Genomic DNA, 25,765 nt, shown 5'->3' on the forward strand with positions numbered 1-25,765 from the left:
TATAGTAACCAAAAAAGAAATTGAACACAAGTACAATTTTTTTACAATAAAAAAACAGGCGTATCATACGCCTGCCTTCTAATTATTAAACACTAGTTTTGTTCTTCTTATTTAAATACCAATACACCGGCAGTCCAGTAAATACAATTCCAATTGATAAGAAACAACTTACCGGATCATTAATAATTGCACTTCCAAGTACAAACAATGATCCTAAAATCGCGATGATTGGTACGATTGGGAATAACGGTACACTGTATGCACGCTCTTTATTCTTGTTACGTTTTCTTAAAATGAAGACACCAATAAACGTCATTACATAGAAAATATAAATAATGAATACGGAAATCTCAGATAGCTTATTCGGATCACTAATAATCATTAAAATAATTCCTAAAATGATTTCAACAGTAATCGCATTTGCTGGTGTTTTAAATCTTGGACTTTCCTTTGCGATAAACTTAGAAAACGGAAGGTGTCCACGCTCTGCCATCGACATCGGAATACGTGGGAACGTTAAAATCTTTCCATTTAAACAACCGAAAATAGAAACGATAATACCGATACTAATGATTTTCCCGCCATATTCTCCAAGTAGCATGCCCGCAGCTGTCGCTGTTGCATTCTCTCCAAGGTCTACAATTTTCGCTGCTGGTAACACATTTAATAATGCCAAGTTAATTAGTACGTAAGCAGCCGTTACAATTAAAATCCCAACTGTCATCGCTTTCGGTAATAACTTTGTTGGATTCTTCATTTCTCCGCCAATTGAAGCGAGTAGAATCCAGCCGTCATAAGCAAATAACGTTGCTAAAATTGCCATACCGATACTTTGATTTTCTGATATCGGCACTACTACATTAAAGATATCGCTATTTCCTTTCCAAAAACCTAACACAACAATTAATACGATCGGAATCATCTTCCCAATTGTCGTAACCGTTTGGACGATACCTCCATATTTTGTTCCCATACTATTTACAACACCAAGGAACACAACTGTTCCAATAGCAATTGGTAAATTCCATACTTTATCTAAATAGAAAAAATTAATCATTAAAGAGCTAAAGTACAATCCTAATGTTCCAATAATAGCTGGTCCATAAACAATTGTTTGCATCCAGCCTGATAAATATCCCCAAAAACTTCCGTAAATCTCCTCTAAATACGTATACAACCCACCATTTTTCGGGATTTGCGCTCCAATTTCAGCTACTGTTAAACCACTTGCTAACGTCAACAGACCACCAATTACCCAAGCAAGAATAGCCATATTAGAACTCCCCGAGTAATCTAATACGCTCCCTGGCTTCATAAACACACCAGATCCAATAATCGTTCCTACTACGATAGAAAGTGCTACTGTTAAACCAATTTTGTTTTTCTCATCAGGATGCATGCTGCGTATCCTCCTTCCAATTCTAGTGTGATGCAAAAATGAAATAAAAAAACACTCCTCCCTAAAAAAGGGACGAGTGTTATATTCGTGGTTCCACCCTTGTTTCAATTCGTAAAGTAACATACTTCACCAATTTCTCAAGTCTAAATAACGGTTTTTGCCGGCAAGCAATTACTAGGTATCCGTTCACTGCTGCAGTTCAGAGGTGGTAATCCAGTTTTCCGTATTAGGAAGCTCACAGCCAAAGGCTTCCCTCTCTGAGAATCGTAAAAAATTGATCATGTCCTCATCATCACTTCTTGATGTCGAATTTTGTAGTTATTGTTCATTATATTGAATTGTTAGAAAAAATCAATATATTTTTTTATATAACATAAGAAATGTTTCTCTTCTTATATTATAACAGAAGCTATAATATTTCTCTAATTCCCCAGTATCTTTGGAACAGCGTAGCGGTAAAAATTATCTCAGCGATTTTCAAAATATATCGATTTACCAACAAAAAACGACAATAAGTAAGAGGAGACTTTCTAAAAGAAAGACTCCTCACATACATACCTTCCGGTTGCCCACACGGAAGATACGACTTCACTCAATTATTTCTCATCTTTATTCATAAAAAACTTATGATGCGGAAGATCCACATTCAACGCCTCTAATTGTTTCTTTTCATTCTCTAAAATCGATTTCGCTTTTTCTTTCGTTGTCTCATCTAATCCCGCAAAGATGTCTTCATGCTTCTCTTTCTCTGGAAATTTCACACCTAGCTTTATTAATTCTTCTTTTGCTTGCTCATGAGTTAATTTCCCGGATTTTTCTTGTTCAAAAATAGACTTTGCTTTTTCTTTTGTTGCTTCATCTAAGTCAGCAAGCATGTCTTTACGCTTACCTTTCTCTGGGAATTTCACACCTAGCTTTGTTAATTCTTCTTTTGCTTGTTCACGTGTTAGTTTGCCGGATTTCTCTTGCTCTAAAATTGATTTTGCTTTTTCTTTTGTTGCTTCGTCTAAGTTAGCAAACATATCTCCATACTTACCCTTTTCCGGGGACTTCACGCCTAGCTTTGTTAATTCTTCTTTTGCTTGTTCACGTGTTAGTTTGCCGGATTTCTCTTGTTCTAAGATTGATTTCGCTTTTTCTTTTGTTGCTTCGTCTAAGTTAGCAAACATATCTCCATACTTACCCTTTTCCGGGGACTTCACGCCTAGCTTTGTTAATTCTTCTTTTGCTTGTTCACGTGTTAATTTGCCGGATTTCTCTTGCTCTAAAATTGATTTTGCTTTTTCTTTTGTTGCTTCGTCTAAGTTAGCAAACATATCTCCATGTTTACCCTTTTCCGGGAACTTCACGCCTAGCTTTGTTCTTTTTCTAATACTGATTTTGCTTTTTCTTTTGTTGCTTCGTCTAAGTTAGCAAACATATCTCCATGTTTACCCTTTTCCGGGAACTTCACGCCTAGCTTTGTTAATTCTTCTTTTGCTTGTTCACGTGTTAATTTACCGGATTTCTCTTGCTCTAAAATCGATTTCGCTTTTTCTTTTGTTTGATCATCTAATCCCGCAAACATATCTTTACGTTTTTCTTTCTCTGGAAGCTTTACACCTAGCTCCCCCAACTGTTTCTTTGTATCGTCCATAATCGTTTTTACTTTTTGTTTTGTAGCGTCATCTAAATCTTTTTTCGCCGTTTTTGTAGACTGCTCAGCTGCTAGAGTATTCGTTGCCGCGAATGCCGGAATACCGACTCCTCCAATGATTCCGAATGATAAAGCACCTGCAATCGCTAAATACCCAACTGTTTTCTTCTTCATAGGAAATTTCCTCCTTCATATTTCTAAAGCATGTACACTATCGTATACAATGCCTATAGTAATGTCGGTTTCTTAACATTTCCTTAACGACTTAACAAAAAAACGCCGCTCATCCCGAGCGGCGTTGTTCTAAGCTTTTTGTAATTGTAATTCTTCACGTTCCATTATTCTTCTTAATACAATTGTTTGTGTCATTGTAAATAAATTACCTGTTATCCAGTACAACACAAGTCCTGATGGCGCCGCAAATCCCATAAATAAAATCATTGCCGGCATCATAATTTGTTGTATTTTCAGCATCTGTACTTGTTCTCCAGCTGTAATATTAGATTGGAAAACTTTCATCTGAATAAATGTCGTTAACGCTGCGATAATCGGTAATATATGATAAGGATCTGCATGTCCTAAGTTTACCCATAAAAACGAAGATGTGCGAATCTCTTCTGTTCGGCTAATCGCATAATACAAAGCAGAGAAAATCGGCATTTGTATTAATAGTGGCCAGCAACCAGCTAGTGGATTCCAACCGCCTGATTTCATTAGTTCCGACATTTCCTTTTGATACTGCTTTTGTTTTTCAAGATCTTTACCCACATCACCGTATTTTTGTTTCAGCTTCTGCAGTTCAGGTTGCATTTTCTTCATTTTCGCTTGACTACGATATTGTGAAACAGCTAATGGAATCATGGCTGAACGAATAACGAGCGTCATAATAATGATAGCAATCCCGAAGCTAGCTCCTGGTATGTGATGAGCAACAAATTGAATCATAAACGAGATTGGATATACGAAATAATGATCCCAAATTCCCGTACTATGTGCATCAATTGGGGCTGCATTACTGCAACCAGATAAAACAAAAACAAGTAATAATGATAAACTAACGAGCACAGCTCGGTATGATTTTAACATGTTCATTCCTCCAATGTTTCGTAATTATTTAGCGAAACATTGGTGTATACGGACCGACCTCGTCATTCTCTTCACTGGATTCTTGTCTGCGCACAGAACGAATCATTCCATATTTATAAAAAATAGAGAAAAGCGTTACATTACCAGTACCCTCTTCACACGTATTAACTAGTTTAAAGGCTCTTTGTCTACCACTTGATGCTTGCTGACGCACAAAGCGAGAAACATTAGCAAGGAAGAAAACTTCTAATAAACAAAGCGCTGTCGTTACAAACGATATATATAGAATTGCATCCTGCAATAAAAATTCCATCGCTTCACATCCTTAATAAGATCATTTTAGCACATTCAACAAACATTCTCTATTTCCTTTTATCGTCAAAAAAGTATTTTGCATATTTTCTCAAGAAAACTATGTTAGAAAACCAATGTATTCGCTTTCTTTAGTATATTCACACGTATCCTTGTATAGGTTTAATTTGTTAGAAATTTATAAAATTTTCGCATTATAATAAAACTATTGCCAGTTTTTGAAAAAACCTTTATTCTCTTCTTGTAATCAAAAATGAATATGGAGATGAAACATACTATGGGTCAACTAGGAGACGCCGATTACGTTCCCGACACCGCCTTTTTATCCTTCCCAGCAGCTAAAACATTCCACTTAGAATTTATCATACAGTTGGTTGTTATTTTCGTAGCCTCTATTTTGTATGCAATTTCTATGAATATGTTCTTTATCCCGCATAACATGATTAGCGGTGGATTCGCTGGTGTAGGGATGATTATCGGTTATTTAATGCACTACAATATCGGTGCACTTATCTTTTTACTAAACATTCCTCTTCTTATTTTAAGTCACTTTTACTTAGGCAAGAAGACAACCTTTTTAACAGCGTACTTTGTAGCTGTATCATCGTTAGCGATGAACATTATCCCTGTACACCAAGTTTCAGACGATATTTTACTGTCTTCTGTATTCGGTGGTGTAATCTGCGGAGCAGCTTCCGGAATCATATTCCGATTTGCTTCTTCAACAGGTGGCTTTGATGTTGTTGGATTGATTGTAGCAAAACATCGAGATATTTCAATTGGAGCAATCATCTTTGGATTCAACTTAATCTTACTTGTTGCAGCAGGATTTATTTTCGGATGGGATATTACGCTTTATACGTTAATTAGCCGGTTTGTAGTCAGCAAAGTTATCGATGCTGTGCATACGAAACATATTAAATTAACGATAATGACAGTTACAGAAAAAGGCGAGGAAATAAAAAGCGCACTATTGCATCACGGCATACGCGGGGTGACAATGGTAGATGCTGTCGGCGGCTATACAAACCATAAGAAAAAAATGATTTACACTGTCGTGACTCGCTATGAGTTAGGCGAAATGAAACGTATTATCCGTCAAGTGGATAACAAAGCATTCATGAACATTACTGAAACAGTTGAAATTGTCGGCCGTTTCAAACGCATATAAAAAAGGTTAATACATTAAAGGGCATAACATATTAGTCATATATAATATGTTATGCCCTTTGTTATTCAACTAACGCACCCTTTAGCATAATAAAATCACGAAGTTTATTACTACAAATCGGAGGATAGCATTCCATATACGATACTATCTGTCCATTCATTTTTATTCCAAAAATCTTGTATGAAATGGGCTTCCTTTCTCATGCCTATTCGTTCACACAATTTTTTTGAAGCTGTATTACGTGCATCAAGATTAGCTTGTATACGATGTACATTAAATTCATTAAATAATTTAAATACCAAACTATTTACTGCTTCTGTTGCCAAACCTCTCCCAGCTACTTCATTTGAAAAACTATAACCAATCTCAACAGTGTCTTTCATATTTGTGTACCATACGGATAAATCACCAATTACTTTAGTCTTGTATATAACTGCCAAACTTAATATTGATTCTTTAGTAAGTACATTATTTGATAGCTTCTTATTAAATTTTTTCTGCATATCTTCATGAGTCCACTTATTATGTAATAGGAACTTACATGTATCATCATTATTATAAATAGCAAATACATCCTGTAAATCCGTACTCTTAAAAGGTCTAATTATTAATCTTTCTGTTGTGATCTCCAAGTTAGCTCTCCTCCCTTACATTCATGCTACAAAACATTTTTTATAGTATTTAAGCCTCCTTCTTAGATCTCACCTTGATTACATATTTCATCATAATAAATTAAAATCCTTCTTCCACTAAACTGCATTGTTAGTGGTATTTCCTTGCGCTTTTTATTTTTTACACTTATTACAAAATCAGATAATTCTATTATTGTGACCCTAAATGTGTTATAATGAAAACAGACTCACAAAAAAAGAGTATATAGACTTGGAAGTTTCTCTAATCTTACAAACAAAAAGAAACGAGCAGTCGGGTATATTTCAGACACCATACACGTAACGGTTTAAACAACCGATCACTCTTCAATGATCTTTTTATAAAAAGATACGTACAACTAAAACTCACTTCAATATACTATACCTACCTTTTTGACTTCCAAATCATCTTATTACATAAGGAGATGAACATATGAATCAATATATAAGATACACAATAGCTGTCCTGTTTGCTATTATCGGCGGAACAATCTGCTTCTGGACAAACACTCAGCTTGGAGAGAATATCATTTTTAATGGAATCGAAACCCTTGTAAGCGCTTCAATTTTAGGTGGATACATTTACTTCCTCTTCAATCCAGAAGAAAATGCACAAAAAACAATGTTATTAACAATGATCGGAATCGTTGGCGGATGTATTTCCTACTCAATGACTAACTATACATTACCACTTCAATTAAGCTCAGCTTTCTTCCACGGTCTATGGACTTGGTTCATTGCATTCTGCCTAGCAGACGTATTCAACCTTTTACAAGACAATGAAGAAGAAAACGGTCGCCAAATTGAAAGTAACTCGTAAGCTGGAAGATACTCTTCCAGCTTTTTTGTTTTGTTACTCTTTCCTGTTCATACCCCATCACTAAAATAAAAAGAAGCTACCCTCACGGCAACTTCTTTTCCACATACCCCACTTAGTATTCACTAAAATATATCAACGATTTTTCAAATATATCGGCGATTTCTCCACTTATATCAACGATTTTTTCATTATATCGACGATTCGACACTCGATATCGACTTACCGACACCCTTCGACACTCAAAACGCACAACATACCCTATCCCCCAAGCAATTTACTGCCGAACTCTACGATTAAAAAGATAACTAATAGGATCGCGAGTATCTTTAATGCTACATACGCTACTTTGAAAACAGCATAAATGAGCAAGACTATTAAAATAACCGTTAAAATTTCCATCTAGAATTCCTCCAAGCTTTGCTCTGCTTATCTTATTTTACTCGCCTCAGACTTTTTATGGAACGGCATAAGACGACATAGAAAAAAGAGGATACCTCACCCATCGTAAGATACCCTCTCTTTCAGCTGCTCAAACCATTCTCTCTCTAATTGTAAATATCCTATTTCACTATTCTCAGCGCTCTTCAATTCTTTATCCGCTTTCCTCATATAAACGTTGGAAGCTTCCATATCGCCCTCTAAATATTTAACAATTCCTTGTGTGCGATAATACCCATGTAAGTCCACTTTTGTAATGGCCTTCCCATGTTCCTTCGCTTCATGCAGGGAAAGGCTATCCATCTGATAAAGAGCTTTATATAAAAGATACCAACTGTGAAAACTGCTGACGAAATATTTATTTTCTTTCGTTATAGGGAGCTGGGCAACTTGTTCTATATATGGTATCGCTCTTTCCATTCCCTTTTGATCCGACCGGGCAAGGAAGACAAGCATAAGTCCGCTCATGATCTCTCTTATACTTTTATGTTCTTTTATTTTATCTTCGGTAAGTTCTACTAATCTCTTATCCCAATCTTTCGGCCTCTTATAACTAAATAACTCACTCGATACTTGAATGTTATATACATGCTGCTTCGCCTTTTCATCATCTTTAATTAAAATAAGAAATTGCATACCATCGCTCATAAGCGTTCCTTTTATCGGTACGATTGTAACCGCAAAAATTACAAAATGGAAAACAGAAAAATATAACAGATATTGATAATAACTCACCATGTATATGTAACCAAAAGTAATACCAAATAGTATACTTGTTATTGGTCCACCTAAAGTCATCCATGCCCATTTTTTCGAAAGGTTCGGTGTTACTATAGAAGGCGGTATTAACATTGCCACGCCTCCGAAGTACGCCCATAATTTATTTTCTCGAATACGTACTTTCCCCTTCTCTTTTTGAACAGTAATAGGCCCTACTGTCATAAATTTAAATGTCAAACCACCTATTATGCCGAATATGACATGTCCTAACTCATGAATGATTACCACTAACAGAAAAATCCCCAATAATGCCCATATATTCAACATTGTTTCTAATTTTCCAGTTCGGATCACTCCGTATAAAATGGACAGAATGAGCGCCACTGTCAGTGAACCAGCTGGTCTTCTTAAAATATCCACCTTTTTCTCCCCTTAATAAATCATTTTTCTCTGCATTTCATACATGAATTTTCCGAGATGCAATATCCAAATAAATGAGATTAAGCCAATTAATACAAAATCGATGTCACTAGCCGCTGTATATATAACGGCAGCCCACCATACATATGCTAATATTGTATTCGTAAATTCATACGCTTTATATCCAGCCTCATGCACAATGTGCTTTAATCCTTCATCTGCATTTTTCGTCCACATTTTCATAGATTCCATATATGTTACACCTTGTTCAGGATATAGCTTGTTATAACGATTTTTTGTTATGAGCCCGATAACCACTACAATAGTTAAACAGACGATAGAAGCTACTAAATTCCACACTGCAAATGAAACATTTGTATCCTGCAACAGTGCACGTCTACATGTAATAACTGCATATACAAACCATGCCTGCGTAACTATATCACCTACACGTAAATATATACTTATAATGCCTAATTTTCTGCCTTGTACGCTCTCTTCTTCATCGCGTGCCTCCGCTAACATACGTGTATTCTTCCAAGTGTAGTACATCATTAAGATTCCAAAAATAGTACATACACCTATAAATGTATTAGATGATAATTTTCTCGGTTCATCCGAGAGTAAATTTAAAGCTATATAAGATGTTAAAAAGCCACCCATCATACTTAATGCTATTTTCCCCACAAAATCAAATTGTTTTTTTCGTTTATTCTTCATCATCCTCTTCCCCCTCCACTAACGTAAATATTTCCTCCACCGGTACATTGAAAATTTGTGCGATTTTTAGCGACAATACAATAGATGGTGCATAATCCCCGCGCTCAATTAAACTAATCGTTTGCCGTGATGATCCTATCGCTTTCCCTAAATCCCCTTGTGATAAACGATGCTTTGCTCGCAATTCCCTCACTCGATTTTGAAGCTTCATGTCTTCCCTCTTTTTCATTTATTTAATTAAAATTGTAAATAATATCCTTATTTTTGTCAATTATAATTGTCATTTTGACGTTAATAATTGACAATATAATCTATTGAATTTTAAACTGATAAACAAACAAAAACTTATTAAAACAAAAAAGGCAGTGCGTTTGCACTGCCTTCCTAAATTTTGACATAGAATGGATTTCATATTAACTTGCGTTTTGTAACAATACTCGTTTCAACTGTTTGCGGAAACGAACACCTAACGTAATTGCTACAATCACAATCACTCCAAAAATGATTTTACCGATGTGACCTTCTAACACTCCAAAAATATCATGTAAGTTGCCACCTAACCAGTAACCACCGATTAAGAAGAATGATACCCAAAATAGAGCACCTGAGTAAATTGTAATTGCAAAACGACGGAATGGTAAGTTAATAATTCCTGCAAAGTATCCTGTAAAATGACGTACACCAGGAATAAAGAAACCGATAAAAATAAGGAAGTATCCATACTTATCAAACCACATTCTTGTTAAGTCGATTTTTCTTTGTGTTAAAAATACGTATTTCCCATACTTTTGAACAAAGGGCATACCTAATTTATTTCCTAAAAAGTATTGAATTGTCATTCCTACACTTGTCCCAATAAAGGATAGGATAATTAAAATCGGTAAACTTAAATCGCCCTTCTGCGCTAAAAATCCTGCATATGCTAACGTTGGCTCTCCCGGAAAAGGAAGTGCAATATATTCTAACAGCAAACCAACAAGTACAACATAGTACCCGTATTGCTGAAATAATTCATGAATCCATTCCATGTCATCTCTCCTTTCAATCACGTACAACTTCTTACTATTATTGTATAAAAAAATTGTCGAAATAACTATCACAATAGCTTACATTTTTATTACATTTTTGTAAGGCTCACACTAAAGTTTTCTGTTCTTTATTTACTTCTATGTACGTTCATTTAAAAACAACTTAACAAATATATACCGTGAGAAACCTGGCCTTAATATACATTTTTCATCCAGTTTTTAACACTTAAAAATCACATTATTTCGTTCTCAATAAAAAACCACTACAAACTCATACTAACTTCATATTAGCTTCATATACGTATTGTAAGATTATAGCGGAATTTGTTGAAAAATTTAACTAATATATTACTAATCATTAAATTGAATAAATATAAGTCGCTTTTCGAAATTAAAAAAAGGGTGAATAAGAAATGGAAGCTTATAAAATGCACGATTTTATTAATACAAATGTTGAATCTCACCAAAATGAAACCGTTTTTAATTTACACATATGTGAAACAAGTGAATTTGACGTAAGTTTAACAAAATCTACAACACTGTCTTTTATCGTTTCAAAAAAGAACATTAAGATTGTTACGAAAAAATGGATTAATTCAAATCAAGAAAGCATGATTGGTAAAAGTTACATCATTCCAACGAAAGCTTTCCACTACTTCTTACCAATTATTTCTGAAACTGAAGATGAGCTAAATATTCAAGTTCAAAGTTTTGGACTACATGGTGAACTTTTACTAAATGAAAGATTACTTATTGATAAAAACAACAAACAAAATCCAAAGATTACTACCTTCTTTGAAACATTAGATGAAAATGTAAATAAAGTATTACGAGGATTGCAAATTCATTGTATGTAAGACTATTACAATAGGAAAAAGGAGAATATAATGAAAAAACTATTATTAAGCGCACTATTATCATTAGGATTTTTAACTATTCCATTCACAAATGCTGAGGCAGCTACAACGAACGATCAACTGATTGTAAACACGCAGTTAAATAAAATGGATTATTATCAAAATGGAAAATTTATAAAGAGTTTTACTGTCGCTACTGGAAAAGCATCCACACCTACGCCTAAAGGTACTTTTCAAATCGTTAATAAAATTAAAAACCGTCCTTACTATACAGGAAAAATTAAAGGCGGCGATCCACGTAATCCACTTGGTGACCGTTGGCTCGGACTAAACATGGCAGGAACTTACGGAACAACTTATGCGATTCATGGTACGAACAATAATCAGGCAATTGGCAAATGGACAACACTAGGTTGCATTCGTATGTATAACAATGACATACACTGGTTATTTGAGCGTATTCCCCAGCAGGCTACTGTCACTGTAAAATAACCTAACAACACGATTTACGTGTAGCCAAGAATTTTATATCTTGGCTTATTTTATTTCTTCATTTACAGTAGCAAAACAACTGTATTTACATATATAATAGGGATAGATTGTATTAAGTAACATCTAAACATTGATAAACATGGATATTAAAATTATACAGTTATAATATTTTATAAATTTTACAATACATACTATAATAGAATTACTGTAATTCTTAAATATTCAGTTTCACTAAACAACTCCCCTTGCTACTTTCATGATTATTTTATGGCGGGGGCTTATTATATGTATAAACAATCTGAGTCATCGGAAAAATGATGAATTCGAATATTGCAGTAAAAAGCGTTATTTAGGAGGTGTTACTATGACGCATATACTGGTGATTGAAGACAACCCAGATATACAAGAACTGATTCGTGAATTTCTAATGGCACAAAACTTTACCGTTGATGTCGTTGGCGCTGGAACAGAAGGTATACTTCTTTTCCAAAAAAATTCATACGATCTTGTCCTCCTTGATGTGATGTTACCAGATATAGATGGCTATAGTATTTGTAAAATTATGCGAGGACAATCTGATGTACCGATCATTATGTTAACAGGCTTACATAATGAAGAAAGTGAAATTAAAGGATTTGAATTAGGTATTGATGACTATATTACGAAACCGTTCCATTACACCGTATTTATTAAACGTGTAGAGGCTGTATTAAGAAGGGCAGCAACGAAGGAAGCAGAAACCGCAAATATACTACAATTCCGTGAATTGATGTTAAATTCTACAGCATATGCCGCTTATGTTCATGGTAATCAAATTGAATTAACAACAAAGGAATTTGAAATTATTTATACTTTACTGCAAAATCGGGGAAAAGTATTATCAAGAAGTGATTTGCTGAATAAGGTATGGGGCTATGAACATTATGGTGATGTAAGAGTTATAGATACACATATTAAAAACTTAAGAAAAAAATTAGGGATTCCTTATATTAAAACGGTGAAAGGCATTGGCTACAAAATCGAATCGTAGCACAGACAACATCACCAAAAATATTTTCATCAAAACCTTATTATTTTGTATTCTTTTATCACTTTGTCTTTATCAAATTATTTACTTCCTAGCTTCAAACTACGATAAAGAACGTTTTGCAAAAGAAAATGGAGCGCTGTCTACAGAACAAGCGGATTCAGACAAACAAAACGACCAAAGTAAAACGAATCAAAATAAAGCTGTATCACAGGGAGACATTTTTAATTTCCAATCTTCTATTATAGATTATAAATCACTCTCTACAGCTATCAATCATCTTTTGCAGCCTAGCCAAACTGCAAAAGCAAAAGAACATACACAAAGTAGTACGGGGAAAAATAGCACTTCTGCTCCACTTACAGAGATGGAAAAGCAAGTCGCTACTAATGATGCCTTACATAAACAAAATGCAGCAAGTAAAACAAATGATGCACAAGATAATCCAAAATTAACAGATGTACTGCAGCAATTAGCTCCACATATTGGCGCGACAATGCTTGCATTATCTTTACTCGGATCTTTAATTTATACAAAACTAATTGCCAAACCTTTTCAATTTATGAGCGATGCTTTAAAAGATATTATGAATCTTGATTTCTCAGATAAAAAGCTACTTAACAAAAATACAGACCAAACTGATTTTAATTTACAAGTAGCTGCTTCACAGGTCCCAAATATCGTGAAGAATTTACATGCAAGCAATCAAGATTTAAGAAACGAGCTCAAGAGAGAACAACAATTAGAACAATCTCGTAAAGAATTTATGTCTATGGTATCCCATGAATTAAAAACACCAATCGCAGCCGTTATGGGACAACTAGATGGCATGATTCACGGAATTGGAGCTTATAAAGATAGAGATAAATATTTAAAACGTTCCTATGAAATGATGCAAGATATTAACATATTAACGGAAAAAATGTCGGAATTATCCAAAATACAAAACCCTCAATTTAAACCTGATTTAAAAGTTATCTCATTAACTACTATTATTGAGGATGTTATGAAGAAAGTAGATTACTTTGTATCTGTAAAGCAATTAAATGTTCAATCTAACATTAAGCAAGATGTACAAATTTTAGCTGACCCTAAATTTATTCAAACTGCTATTTTTAACATTATTTCAAATGCAATTCATTACACAATTGACCATCAGCATGTATATATAAAGCTTTATGAAAAGCCAAACGGTTACGCATTAGAAGTACTAAATACAGGTTCACAAATAGATGAAGATAAACTTGCCCATTTATTTGAACCATTCTATCGCGCAAACCCTGACAAACACGGCTTAGTACAAGGTAGTGGTCTTGGGTTATACATTGTAAAACAAATACTAGATAAGCATCAGTTTCCTTATGGGATACAAAACACGCCTCAAGGTGTAAAATGCTCCATTGTATTTCCAAAAGCAATGTAAAAACCTACTACAATTTCATACCCCAAATTCATACTTCGTATGAGTGGCGGAATTTTGTAGAGTGTCTTACTCTGTTTCGTTCGCCCGTTGTCCTTATTTGGATAGCGGGCGTTTTTTATTATTTAAAAGGAGGATTTTCATGGAAAAATTTAAGTATTCATTACTTGTTTTATTCGGAGCATGTAGCTACGGCGTACTTTCAACTATTTTCAAACTCGGATTCATTGATGGATTTTCAGCACATCAACTATTAGGAGGACAATATGTCTTCGGATGGATCGGGCTTCTTCTGCTCGTTCTTTTCGTTTCACGTCATAAAGTAACAAAAAAGCAATTCTTTTCCTTACTAACAGTTGGCACAACAATGAGTATGACCGGTATCTTCTACGCTATTTCTGTAGAAGAACTACCAGCATCTATCGCTGTTGTCCTACTCTTCCAGTTCACATGGATTGGTGTCGTTATAGAAGCAATCGCTAATCAAACATTACCAAGCCGTGAGAAAGTTATATCCATCATTATTTTATTTACTGGAACATTGTTTGCAGGCGGTGTCTTTGAAGGTCTCGGACAAAACTTTTCCACGAAAGGTATTATCTTTGGTTTATTAGCCGCTGTCTCTTTTTCATTCTATGTTTTTGCAAGTGGGCGTGTTGCTACAGAAGTTCCGCCTTATACGAAAAGCTTTCTTATGACAACAAGCGCTACTCTTATCGTATGCCTATTCTTCCCGCCAACCTTTTTAACGGATGGTACCCTGCAAGCCGGTCTTTGGAAATACGCTTTCTTCCTCGGATTGTTCGGTGTTGTCGTACCTGTCATTTGTTTTTCAATTGGTGTACCGAAAGTAGGAACAGGACTTAGTACAATACTAGGAGCAGCTGAATTACCAACGGCCATTATCGCTTCTATTACACTTGTACATGAAGTCGTAACCTTCATGCAGTGGATTGGGATACTCTTTATACTACTTGGAATTTTTACTCCTCAGCTGCTTACCGCTAGGAAAGAAAAGAAACATAGTAGCGTGCATAGTGCGTAACAAAAGACCTTTCATGTATTTGAAAGGTCTTTTTCTCTATCTCACTTTACCGCTCCATATAGCTTTTCTATTTCATGCTCAATTTGTTTTACATCAATTCGTTCAAATAGTGGCTGCACACTATCAATTCTATTCGGCAACGTATTTTCAGGCTCCCAATTTCGGTTCACAATCGATAATGTATTTCTAACTCTTTCACTTGAGAATGGTAAAAACGGTTCAAGGAGATTTGTGTACAAAGACATGAAAGTAGGAACTTATTTTATAGTGAAAAATGCTGAATTATCTACTGATACATTTCATTTAGTACCCACTTTCCTGTCCATATATCGAGACAAGAAAATGGGTACTTTTTTAAACAAAGACACCAAAGTGGAAACTTTGTAAAAATAGCAAATACTAAATAGATGTGAAGTTAAAATCCAGTTCTATATTAGTAACAAAAATATTCATGAAGGATTTACTTTCTTATCTCATTAGCAGGACATGAGAGTCTAAACTTCTTTTAATTTTTTCCATTCTTATGTTGATGGTTATAGGAAAGGATTCCACAAACACCAAACAAGCTTGACAACAAGAGATTACAAGTGTAATATTCAGTTGTGGATTACAAATGTAATCAAAGGAGGGTGTAATTTAAACTAATGAAACAATTACCTAAAATTTCGGAAGCTGAATTAGAAGTAATGAAAGAATTGTGGTCAAAATCTCCACAAACAGCAAATGAAGTAATTGAAGCGTTGGAGGTAAAAATGGATTGGAAACCGAAAACGATTCGAACACTGATTAATCGATTAGTTCACAAAGAAGCAGTGGCTTATCATCAAGATAAAGGGCGTTTGTACTCTTATTATCCTTTGGTATCGCAAGATAGTTATTTACAAGTAGAAACGAAATCTTTACTTAAACGTTTCTATGGTGCAGCATTTAAACCTTTACTTGTAAATTTCTTAAAAGAAGAAAAGCTGTCTTCAGAAGATATTAACGAACTTAAACGTATTCTGGATGAGAAAACTGAGGAAAATCAGAGGAAGGATAGATTATAGTGATAGAAAAATTTATAAATATCTATCTACCTGCTTTTTTTGATTGGATGATTGAGACTTCCATTATGGCTAGTATATTAGTGGGCCTAATCTTGTGTATCAAGGTCTTGTTTAGAAATAAGTTAACTCCACGTTGGCAATATATGCTATGGATCATATTAATTATAAGACTTGTATTACCTTGGTCGCCAGATAGTTCCTATAGTATCTATTCTGTTCTTACTTACAAGAATGATGATGCATTCATTTCTAGGGGAAATCCTGTAGCTAAGTTTCTTACAAAAGAGAGTACGCAAGAATTAAAAGGTATAGACGATACAAAGGTTCACACAAAAAAAGATACTTATACCTCAAGTTCAACAAAAACTGTTCAGGCAAACAAGACACAAGCAGGTATTAATGAAAAGCAGGAAGATGAGATAATTTCATTCTATACAATCTGTATGTATATTTGGCTTACTGGCGTTATCCTTCTAAGTGTTGCTACTTTTATAATGAACAGGCGTTTATTACTTTACATAAAAAAACAACCTGTTATTACAGATGAGAAGATTGTCCAGATTTTTGAAAAGTGTAAGCAATCTATGTCTATTCAACGGAATATCCCTCTATTTGTATCTGGAAAGGTTTCCAGTCCAACGGTGTTCGGATTTATTCGCCCCAAGTTGTTGTTATCCAGTGTACATATGAAGATTTTAGATGAACAACAATTACGATATATTTTTTATCATGAATTAGCTCATATCAAGCGAAGAGATGTTGGTGTGAATTGGCTTATGCATGGGTTACTCATTTTAAATTGGTTTAATCCCATTCTATGGTATGCCTACTCATGTATGCGGGAAGATCAAGAACTAGCATGCGATGCATTAGCTCTTACATGTATAGATGCAGAGGAACAAATTGCGTATGGACATACTATTATTAGTCTATTGGAACACTACTCAAGTTATTATCAAGTACCAAGTATAGCAAATTTTAGTAAAAATAAGAGAGCGTTAAAAAGGAGAATTCTAATGATTAAAAAATTCCAAAAAAAATCATATCGTTGGTCTGTAATAGGGGCTGTGGCAATTATTGCCGTTTCATCTGTATCCTTATTAAACGCCCGTGCTGATAAGCCGACTACCCTTGAGAAACAACAAATAGAAGTGAAAAATAATATGAAAGAATTAAAAACACAAACAGATGTTCCGATACAGCAAATTGTAGAAAAAATGATTGGTACAAAAGAACAAGCAGAAGCAGAATTTTTTGTTTCAGAAGGAGACTATAATACTTTACTTACAGAGCTTGGAGTGGCGAGGAATCTGTTTACGAAAGAAGAATTTGATCGATTCATTACTTTGGAAACAGAAGCACATATTTTAGATAAAAAAGTAAGGCAAGTAGGAAGTCCTGAAAAGTTAGACCCAGAAGAGGAAAAAAAATATGAGAAAAACAGTGAAGAAATTGGACCATTTAGAGAGAAAATTCATTCGCATTTTAGATTAACTAAAAAGGAAGCACAGAAATATGTTGATTTTCCAATTAAGACCCCAAGTTATGTGGTAAAAGGGTTTAAATTAACTGGAGAAGGTGTTACAACACCGATGACTACTGGAAAAATGAATCCCGATTTTATTTATGAATATCAAAATGAAAGTAAAGATAATGTATATATTGTGCACCAATCTGCAGTTACTGATGATGCAAAAGAATTCTCGAATAAAAGAGCGGAGTATAATGAAAAGGTAACAAATTATGAATTAGAAGGTACAAAAATAACCTTAGTTGAAAGTCTTGATACAGAGGAAACCTATAAAGCAATGCAAATGATTGTTCCTGCAAAAGGAAAGAATAGCGCTTATCAAGTCTTTATTATTGCAGGTGATTTAAGTAAAGAAGAAACAGAGAAAATTATGCTGTCCTTTCTAAAATAATAATAGAGTCTCAGAATTCCGTTTAAATAGACTAAACTAAGAAGAGGGTATTATGTTTAATTTATGAGCATATATCCTCTTTTTCTTATACATATTAGATTAGTAATACAGATATTGAAAATCATGATAATGATACACGTAGTTGTATAACTGAAGCAACTCCTTTATAAAAAAGTACCCACTTTCTTGTCAAAAAAGTATCCATTTTCATGTCTTTGTACAATTTGCAAAATTAGCGATAAGATACACACAGTTATAAATCGTTTCTTCGCATGAAACTGGAACATCTTCCCTTTGTTTCCAAGGCTGCCTCTCATCAAAGTATTTATTTGCAAAACGTACTGCATCAAATATTGTTTCTAACCCCAATTTAAATTTAGTTTGCTCAATTGATTCTCCTACATTTATATATAATCCTTCTACCTTCTCTTTCAGCTCTTCATTAATAATTCCATTCGGTACAATACCATCATAATACTTTTCAATAAACTTTAATGTCCGGTTCACAAAGTTTCCGTATGCACCTAACAATTCACTATTATGACTGTAAATGAATTCACGCCATGAAAAATCAGTATCACGATTTTCTGGTGCATTTACTGTTAAAAAGTAACGAATAGAATCTGGATTGTAACGTTCTAATATGTCAGGCACCCATACTGCCCAGTTTTTACTCGTAGATAACTTTCTTTTTTCAACTGTTAAATATTCATTCGAAACGATATGACGAGGAATGGCTCCTTCTCCTATTCCAAGCAATATCGCTGGCCAAATGATGGAATGAAACGGAATATTATCCTTTCCGTGTACATAATATGTTTTCGCTTCTTTATCCCAAAACTCTTGATCATCTTTCCCTGTTTCTTCAGCCCAATGTCTACTCGCCGAATAATATCCTGTCACTGCTTCAATCCATACGTAAATTTTTTTATCTTCATACCCTTCTACTGGAATTGGTACCCCAATTGGTAAATCACGTGACACAGCCCTATCTAGTAATCCTTCCTTTACATACCTTTCTGTTAGCTGAATCGCATTGTCACGCCATGTTCCTTCTTGTTTTGCGATTTCTACTGCCTCTTTAATTTGTTCCTGAAATGTATGCAATGCAAAATAGAAATGCTCTGTTTCCTGCACGGATGGCGTACTACCACATAACTTACATTTCTTTTCTAGCAAATCGAGTGGATCTAAAATAGCTGAACACGCATCGCATTGATCTCCTCTTGCTGCTTCATGGCAATATGGACAAATGCCTTCTACATAACGATCAGGTAAAAACTGCGTACACGCTTCGCAATACGCTTGTTCCACTGTCCTTTTATAAATATAATCTTCTTCTAATAAACGTAAAAACACTTTTTGAACAGTTTCATGATGGTGCTCACTATCTGTACGTGTATAGCAATCATACGTAAAACCAAGTTTATGAAAACATCGCTGGAATTCTTCATGATACTTATCAGCAATTTCCTTCGCCGTCACCCCTTCTTGTTTTGCCCTAATTGCAATCGGTGTTCCATTACAATCACTTCCCGAAACATACAACACATTCTCACCTTTTGCCCGGTAATAACGTGCTAAAATATCTCCAGGTAACAAACTCGCAATATGTCCAAGATGTAACGAACCATTTGCATACGGCCAAGCGCCTCCAATAAAAATACTCATCTTACATTCCTCCTTTTAAATATAAAAAAGCCCCACCCTTATCTTAAAAAAGATAAGGGCGGGGCTGTATAAACAGTCGCGGTACCACCTTATTTCGCCAATTACTCACATAATTAGCCTTAACAAGTACGGAGCTATATGCTCTTATACTGTGGTTTTGATAACGAGTACCAACTCTCGTCGCCGCCTACTATTATCATTTGATAAGTTCAGGACGAAGCTCAAAGGCCATTGTTCAAATGAATATTCTTGCTTCTTCTCAGCTACCGAAGCTCTCTGGACAGAATGATTTCATTCTACTTTTCCTTTTCAACGCTTTTATATATAACACGTATTTTACGACTTAATCACTGAAAAATCAAACTTTTATTCAGAAAGAAAAGGAAATCCTATCCCCCTGCCGAATAACTATACGTTCACAAAAGGAGTGATACGATTGAATCAAAAACAACTAAGCACACGTAATGAAAAAAGCTGGAATGCAGCTGCTTATGAAGCTTGGACGAATCGCCACGGGGCACCAGCCGATTATGCAAAAAAGCTTATGGAAGATCCCGTGCGCGAGGTAGATCACTATTTACCTTACATACAATCTCCAAAAGGAAAACATATTATTAATTTACTCGGTTCAAAAGGCAATAAAGCCGTTGCTCTCGCTCTTTTAGGAGCTGACGTAACAGTTGTTGATATTTCGGCAAGTAATGCAAAATATGCAAATGAACTTGCGGAAGCAGCAGGTGTCTCTATCCAGTATGTCGTTTCTGATGTACTAAATGTACAGCTCTCCGAATCATTTGATATCGTATTACTGGAACTTGGTGTACTCCATTACTTTCTAGATTTAAAACCGCTCTTTCAAAAAATTGCTACCTTGCTTAAAGGAGATGGAACGCTTATCCTTCGTGACTATCATCCTGTTTACACGAAATTATTAGGAGTAGACCACCCATCATTTCGGGCCAATGGAAATTATTTCGATGAAGAATTGATTGAAGATGATGTTGCTTATAGCATCCTTCTTACAGAAGCGCAGAAAGAATCATTGCCTAAAACAACCATCCGTCGCTGGACGCTAGGAGAAATTATTACAACACTTGCGGAAGAACATTTTAAAATTGAAAAACTAGTTGAAGAACACGGGTCTCATCAAAGGTGGGTCTTCCCTTCTACTGCACCGGAAGAAATTGAAGATCGCGTGCCTGGTTTATATACATTAATTGCGACAGCATGCAAAAAAGGATCCCTTCACGGATAGGATCCTTTTTGCATGCTCACGCATATAAGTTGAGGTTGGAGATTACCATAATTCTGTAGAATAGGACACAAGATATTTCAACATTTCGTCTCTGACTTACGTCGTCAAAAAGGGGTATGACCAACATAACGAAGAGTAATGTTGCAGTTGATACTGATAATCGTTATCAACTAATTAGAAGTATACATGATGTTATTTCAAATTACAATAGCATTTCTCATTTTTATTTATGAACTTTTTGATATACAAATGTATACATTTTAAGAACATTTACTCATATTAATCTGCCATCTTCCATTATCTGCTATAATTTTCATTGAACAGATTAATAACTTCATAATGATGTTTTTATTAATTTCGTTCTTAATATTTATAAATTATAATAAACAGTTTTTAAAGGCAGGGGTAACGATGAAATATGTTAGTATTCGCAAAAAACTACTGTTCACACTCTTAAGCATTTCTTCTTTATTTAGTATTGCTCTTATTGTTATTCTTTCATTCGCTATGAACCAAGCAAGCGAAATTGAAACGTTAAAAAATGATGTATCAAAACGAGCAACAATTTTAAAAGAACGTGGTGATTGGTTCCAAGCACAAGTTGCCGGTTTACAAGAATATTTACTGTCACATGATCAAAAAGGATTGGATAAATTCAACCGAGAAGGAAAAAAACTTGCTGATACTAGAGAGAAAGTAACAAGTGATAAAAAACTCCCAGAAGGAATGAAAGAAGCGATTTTAATGGGAGCAAAATGGCGAAGCGTCATAGATAATGAAGTCCTCCCTCTCGCTCGCGAAGGAAAATGGGACGAAGCATCCAAAATCGCTTTAGCTCAAACAGATTATGTAAACGATCTTTTAAGCCGTTTTACTAAATATGCAAATGAAGAAAATGATAAACGTGACGCATTAATTGCTGACGTAGAGTCTTCTTCATCTCTTATTCAATATATTATTTTCTTCTCACTCATTACATGTACGTTAACATCTATTTTATTAGCATGGTGGTTCTCTGGTAAACTCGTTAAACCGATACGACAAATTGATGAGAAATTAAAAGAATTAGCTTCTCAAGACGGCGATTTAACTGCTAGATTACACGTAACGAGTAAAGATGAAATTGGTGATATCGCCAATTCCTTTAATCAAATGCTCGCTAACTTACAACGTATCATAAAACAAGTGCAACAAACATCCACAAGTGTAAAAGAAGCGTCTGAAAATGTGTTTATCGAAACCACTGCTTCTATGGAAAATACAGCAAAAACCGAAGAAACTATGAATGCTCTTGCGTATAATATTCGTTCACAAGTTTCAAGCATCGAAGAAAGTTCAACTGCAATGGACGATATGACAACGAGTGTTCAGCGTATTGCAGAATCTGCCTCCTCTGTTGCTAGCCTAGCTGTTACAACTTCAGAAAAAGCAGATAGTGGGAATAAAGTCATTGAGAAATCTATTACACAAATGCATACAATTAACGAAGCTGTTAACGCTACATCACAAGTAGTAGAGCGACTCATTACACATACAAATCATATTGATACTGCACTTCAATCCATTTCTAATATCGCGGAACAAACGAATTTACTCGCTTTAAATGCTTCAATTGAAGCAGCACGTGCTGGCGAACACGGAAAAGGATTCGCCGTTGTTGCCGATGAAGTACGAAAACTTGCTGAACAATCTCAGCTAGCAGCAACTGACATTAACCATTTACTTCATCAAATTCAAGCTGACACAAAAATAGCAAATGAAATGATGACACAAGGTCAGTCAGAGGCTTCGGAAGGGATTACAGTCATTCGTACCGCTGGATTTTCATTCTCGGAAATTGTTAACCACATTAATAAAGTCTCTACACAAATGCAAGAAATGTCTGCAACTGCTGAAGAAATGGCCGCAAGTTCAGAAGAAATGAATGCAGCTTTAAATAACATCGCCTCTATTTCAAATGAAGTTGCCGCCGAAACATCACAAACAGCAACTTCGGCTGGTGACCAAGTAAATAAAATGAGTGTCGTTGCTAAAAAAGCTTCTGAAATGAAAACGACCGTACAAGAACTTGAAGTTCTCGTTTCCCATTTCAAAACAAACGTTTAAAGCGAAATTTTCATTTATACTTCTATGATATCCAAATTATTAAAAAGAGAGATTTACAGTCTCTCTTTTTTCACCTTAAAATATCTCTTTCTATCTCCCATTCCGTCTGCTATAATTCCTAAAGGAAAGAAGAAAGCTTTATTCCCGACGGAGTAAAGCTTTCTTTCGATTTTTTACATTAATTAATTCTAATACTAAGATTTCACAAAGGAGGCTTTTTATCATATGAATTTTATTAGCATTCGAAAAAAACTAATGTTCATGATGGGAACGATTTGCGCTTTATTTGGCATCGCCTTGGCTTTTATTTTATTTTTTGCTATTGACCAATCTCGTAAAGCTGAAACATTACAAAAAGAAATTTCTCCTCTGGCAACAGAATTGAAAGAGCGTGGAGACGCTTATCAAGTACAACTTTCTGCTTTAAGAGGTTATTTACTACAACACGATCAAGTAGAATTAGACAAGTTTAACGAGATGAGTAAGCGTCTGGAGGATTCAAAAGATAAACTTCTTTCTAATCCAAATATTTCTCAATCCGTGAAAGATACAATGAATTTAGGGTCCACTTGGAGAAAATTTATTGAAGAAAAAGTCTTCACCCTTGCAAAAGAACAAAAGTGGGAAGAAGCTTTACAAGTAGCTTCTACAGAGAATGGCTCTGTTTATAAAGTAATTGGTGACTTCACAAATTATAGTAATGAACAAGCTAAGTTACGTGATCAATCTATCAAAAAAATTGATCAATCTTCACTACAAATTGAATATGTTGTCTTCTTATCACTTGTTATTTGTATTATCGTAGCTATCATTCTTGCATGGTGGTTCTCTGGTAAGCTTGTAAAACCAATTCAACAAATTGATAGTAAACTAAAAGAATTATCATCTCAAGAAGGTGACTTAACAGCCCGCCTACAAGTAAATAGTAATGATGAAATTGGTACGATTGCAACATCATTTAATAAAATGTTAGAAAACCTACAACATATTATCAATCGTGTTCAAAAAACATCCGTAGAAGTACAAAACGCTTCTGAAAATATGCTAGAAAAGACGAATATATCACGCGAGGCAACAATAAGAGTTCAAAGCTCGATGTCTAGCTTAAATGCAAATATTCAATCGCAAGCCTCTAGTATGGAAGAAAGCTCAACTGCAATGGACGATATGACAGTAAGCGTTCAGCGTATTGCTGAATCTGCTTCATCTGTAACTGAACTTGCTGTAACTACATCTGAACAGGCTAACGATGGAAGTTCAGTTATTCAAAAATCCGTTTCCCAAATGACAACGATACACGACGCGGTAAATGCTACTTCAGAAGTGGTCGAACGTCTAATCACCCACACGAAATATATTGATACAGCTGTTCAATCTATTTCTAATATCGCAGAACAAACAAACTTACTTGCTTTAAATGCATCTATCGAAGCAGCTCGTGCTGGCGAACAAGGAAAAGGTTTTGCTGTCGTAGCTGACGAAGTTCGAAAACTTGCTGAACAATCTAAAACAGCGGCAACAGATATTAACCAACTACTACATCAAATTCAACAAGACACTGAAACTGCGAGCTCTATGATGTCCCAAGGCCGTTCGGAAGCATTTGAAGGCATTCATGTCATTCGTGAAGCCGGCAACTCTTTCACAACGATTGTGGAACAAGTAAATAAAGTATCTACTCAAATGCAAGACATCTCAGCAACCGCTGAGGAAATGGCTGCAAGCGCTGAAGAAATGAACGCTTCACTGAACAACATCGCTTCTATTTCGACTGAAGTATCTAGTGAAACAGCGACAACAGCACAATCTGCTGAGAAAAAAGTCATTACGATGAATGAAATGACACAAACTGCTAAACAAATGAAACAAACAGTTGAAGAATTAGATCAACTCGTATCTCATTTCAAAACTGAATAGCTTTCAAAAAAATATTCCTCTTTCAAGAGGAATATTTTTTTGAGCTCATTCCCTGCATATTATATATATATCCGTTATAATGAGAATCGATATCATTAATATGTAGGGGGTGCTATACATGTCACAACAAGCATTTGAAGAAAAGTTATATGCAAACTTAGAAGCTGTTATTGACCCTGAACTAGGTGTTGATATTGTTAATCTTGGATTAGTTTATGACGTTACAGCAGATGAAAATAATAATGCTGTCATTACGATGACGATGACTTCTATCGGTTGTCCAATGGCTGGGCAAATTGTATCAGACGTAAAAAAGGTATTATCAACGAACGTACCTGAAGTCAATGAAATAGAAGTAAATGTCGTTTGGAATCCGCCTTGGTCTAAAGAACGCATGTCACGTATGGCGAAAATCGCATTAGGTATTCGCGACTAAATAAAGTGAAACTTTAATCAGTGGGGGTTTTGTTCATCCCCCACTGACTATCAGCCCTCACCAATCGGGCTTTTACGGGCAGTTGATCCCCCACCTAACTTCTTTGCTTCCGCTGAATTTTGAGGTGGGGGTCTTACGCCCGTTAATTCGGGATAAAGAAAGACCTGACAT

At 35.0% G+C, this 25,765-nt stretch carries 22 protein-coding genes, 3 pseudogenes and 2 other annotated features; of the genes and pseudogenes, 13 read left to right on the forward strand and 12 right to left on the reverse strand.

From position 1 onward, the window contains the following. Positions 1–85: 85 nt before the first annotated feature. The 4 genes and pseudogenes from DN389_RS05990 to DN389_RS06010 form a co-directional block, all read right to left on the reverse strand. Positions 86–1,399, reverse strand: coding sequence for an APC family permease (locus DN389_RS05990; protein WP_088123679.1), 1,314 nt, complete (start codon positions 1,397–1,399; stop codon positions 86–88). Positions 1,400–1,464: 65 nt separating this feature from the next. Continuing rightward, positions 1,465–1,701, reverse strand: a binding site (T-box leader). A gap of 657 nt (positions 1,702–2,358) precedes the next feature. Further along, a pseudogene (locus DN389_RS29135) lies at positions 2,359–3,209 on the reverse strand (hypothetical protein); the annotation flags it as partial. A gap of 129 nt (positions 3,210–3,338) precedes the next feature. After that, positions 3,339–4,121: a membrane protein insertase YidC gene (yidC, locus tag DN389_RS06005; RefSeq protein WP_088123681.1), complete on the reverse strand. Its 783-nt coding sequence runs from the start codon at positions 4,119–4,121 to the stop codon at positions 3,339–3,341. A 28-nt stretch (positions 4,122–4,149) separates the two neighbouring features. Beyond that, positions 4,150–4,434, reverse strand: coding sequence for a hypothetical protein (locus DN389_RS06010; protein ID WP_000394932.1), 285 nt, complete (start codon positions 4,432–4,434; stop codon positions 4,150–4,152). Positions 4,435–4,710: 276 nt separating this feature from the next. Between DN389_RS06010 and DN389_RS06015 the strand changes: the two genes are divergently transcribed. Next, on the forward strand, positions 4,711–5,604 hold the full coding sequence (locus DN389_RS06015; protein ID WP_000530035.1) for a YitT family protein: 894 nt from the start codon (positions 4,711–4,713) through the stop codon (positions 5,602–5,604). Positions 5,605–5,714: 110 nt separating this feature from the next. On the opposite strand, the gene DN389_RS06020 is transcribed toward DN389_RS06015, so the two are convergent. Further along, entirely contained in the window at positions 5,715–6,236 is a 522-nt protein-coding gene (locus DN389_RS06020; protein WP_088123682.1) for a GNAT family N-acetyltransferase, read from the reverse strand. Positions 6,237–6,687: 451 nt separating this feature from the next. Here DN389_RS06020 and DN389_RS06025 point away from each other — a divergent pair, with 451 nt between their 5' ends. Then, positions 6,688–7,074 carry a DUF3938 domain-containing protein gene (locus DN389_RS06025; RefSeq protein WP_001077775.1) on the forward strand — a complete coding sequence of 129 codons (387 nt, stop codon included), beginning with the start codon at positions 6,688–6,690 and terminating at the stop codon, positions 7,072–7,074. Positions 7,075–7,332: 258 nt separating this feature from the next. Here the strand turns inward: DN389_RS06025 and DN389_RS06035 are convergent, their stop codons facing one another. From DN389_RS06035 to DN389_RS06055, 5 genes are all read right to left on the reverse strand, one after another. After that, complete coding sequence (locus DN389_RS06035) at positions 7,333–7,473, reverse strand: DUF3985 family protein (RefSeq protein WP_088123689.1); 141 nt, start codon at positions 7,471–7,473, stop codon at positions 7,333–7,335. A gap of 96 nt (positions 7,474–7,569) precedes the next feature. Then, complete coding sequence (locus tag DN389_RS06040) at positions 7,570–8,652, reverse strand: site-2 protease family protein (RefSeq protein WP_149236910.1); 1,083 nt, start codon at positions 8,650–8,652, stop codon at positions 7,570–7,572. Positions 8,653–8,664: 12 nt separating this feature from the next. Further along, entirely contained in the window at positions 8,665–9,372 is a 708-nt protein-coding gene (locus tag DN389_RS06045) for a DUF3169 family protein (protein ID WP_149236911.1), read from the reverse strand. Further along, positions 9,362–9,583, reverse strand: coding sequence for a helix-turn-helix transcriptional regulator (locus DN389_RS06050; protein WP_000776168.1), 222 nt, complete (start codon positions 9,581–9,583; stop codon positions 9,362–9,364). Before DN389_RS06050 ends, DN389_RS06045 begins: the two co-directional genes overlap by 11 nt. A 202-nt stretch (positions 9,584–9,785) precedes the next feature. Then, positions 9,786–10,400, reverse strand: a complete 615-nt coding sequence (locus DN389_RS06055; protein ID WP_000454765.1) for a DedA family protein — start codon at positions 10,398–10,400, stop codon at positions 9,786–9,788. 413 nt (positions 10,401–10,813) lie between these two features. Here DN389_RS06055 and DN389_RS06060 point away from each other — a divergent pair, with 413 nt between their 5' ends. The 5 genes from DN389_RS06060 (at position 10,814) to DN389_RS06080 (ending at position 15,241) form a co-directional block, all read left to right on the forward strand. After that, on the forward strand, positions 10,814–11,257 hold the full coding sequence (locus tag DN389_RS06060; RefSeq protein ID WP_000388758.1) for a DUF3978 family protein: 444 nt from the start codon (positions 10,814–10,816) through the stop codon (positions 11,255–11,257). A 30-nt stretch (positions 11,258–11,287) separates the two neighbouring features. Continuing rightward, positions 11,288–11,749, forward strand: coding sequence for a L,D-transpeptidase (locus tag DN389_RS06065; protein ID WP_098200305.1), 462 nt, complete (start codon positions 11,288–11,290; stop codon positions 11,747–11,749). Positions 11,750–12,113: 364 nt separating this feature from the next. Next, a complete protein-coding gene (locus DN389_RS06070; RefSeq protein ID WP_000148836.1) occupies positions 12,114–12,779 on the forward strand; it encodes a response regulator transcription factor in 666 nt (221 codons plus the stop codon). Next, positions 12,757–14,199, forward strand: a complete 1,443-nt coding sequence (locus tag DN389_RS06075) for a sensor histidine kinase (RefSeq protein ID WP_000201984.1) — start codon at positions 12,757–12,759, stop codon at positions 14,197–14,199. The genes DN389_RS06070 and DN389_RS06075 overlap by 23 nt, the downstream gene beginning before the upstream one ends. Positions 14,200–14,338: 139 nt before the next feature. Then, positions 14,339–15,241 carry an EamA family transporter gene (locus tag DN389_RS06080; RefSeq protein WP_087981962.1) on the forward strand — a complete coding sequence of 301 codons (903 nt, stop codon included), beginning with the start codon at positions 14,339–14,341 and terminating at the stop codon, positions 15,239–15,241. Positions 15,242–15,282: 41 nt separating this feature from the next. Here the strand turns inward: DN389_RS06080 and DN389_RS06085 are convergent. Next, a pseudogene (locus DN389_RS06085) lies at positions 15,283–15,477 on the reverse strand (methionine--tRNA ligase); the annotation flags it as partial. A gap of 408 nt (positions 15,478–15,885) precedes the next feature. Here DN389_RS06085 and DN389_RS06090 point away from each other — a divergent pair. Next, entirely contained in the window at positions 15,886–16,287 is a 402-nt protein-coding gene (locus tag DN389_RS06090; protein WP_149236912.1) for a BlaI/MecI/CopY family transcriptional regulator, read from the forward strand. Then, positions 16,287–18,209, forward strand: coding sequence for a M56 family metallopeptidase (locus DN389_RS06095; RefSeq protein ID WP_149236913.1), 1,923 nt, complete (start codon positions 16,287–16,289; stop codon positions 18,207–18,209). The genes DN389_RS06090 and DN389_RS06095 overlap by 1 nt, the downstream gene beginning before the upstream one ends. A gap of 222 nt (positions 18,210–18,431) precedes the next feature. Here DN389_RS06095 and metG read toward each other — a convergent pair. Further along, positions 18,432–19,880: pseudogene (gene metG, locus DN389_RS06100) on the reverse strand (methionine--tRNA ligase); the annotation flags it as partial. A 51-nt stretch (positions 19,881–19,931) separates the two neighbouring features. After that, positions 19,932–20,202 (reverse strand) — a binding site (T-box leader). A 114-nt stretch (positions 20,203–20,316) separates the two neighbouring features. Here metG and DN389_RS06105 point away from each other — a divergent pair. The 4 genes from DN389_RS06105 to DN389_RS06120 all read left to right on the forward strand — a co-directional run bounded on the left by DN389_RS06105 (position 20,317) and on the right by DN389_RS06120 (position 25,594). Next, the gene (locus tag DN389_RS06105) at positions 20,317–21,135 is read left to right on the forward strand and encodes a class I SAM-dependent methyltransferase (RefSeq protein WP_098189394.1); all 819 of its coding nucleotides are present in this window, start codon (positions 20,317–20,319) and stop codon (positions 21,133–21,135) included. Positions 21,136–21,546: 411 nt separating this feature from the next. After that, positions 21,547–23,241: a methyl-accepting chemotaxis protein gene (locus DN389_RS06110; protein ID WP_149236914.1), complete on the forward strand. Its 1,695-nt coding sequence runs from the start codon at positions 21,547–21,549 to the stop codon at positions 23,239–23,241. A gap of 225 nt (positions 23,242–23,466) precedes the next feature. Continuing rightward, entirely contained in the window at positions 23,467–25,158 is a 1,692-nt protein-coding gene (locus DN389_RS06115; RefSeq protein WP_149236915.1) for a methyl-accepting chemotaxis protein, read from the forward strand. 118 nt (positions 25,159–25,276) lie between these two features. Beyond that, complete coding sequence (locus tag DN389_RS06120; RefSeq protein ID WP_000082523.1) at positions 25,277–25,594, forward strand: metal-sulfur cluster assembly factor; 318 nt, start codon at positions 25,277–25,279, stop codon at positions 25,592–25,594. The last annotated feature ends 171 nt before the right edge of the window (positions 25,595–25,765 follow it).

The organism is Bacillus sp. AY3-1, from assembly GCF_008368785.1.
In the GTDB taxonomy this organism is placed as follows: Bacteria; Bacillota; Bacilli; order Bacillales; family Bacillaceae_G; genus Bacillus_A; species Bacillus_A wiedmannii.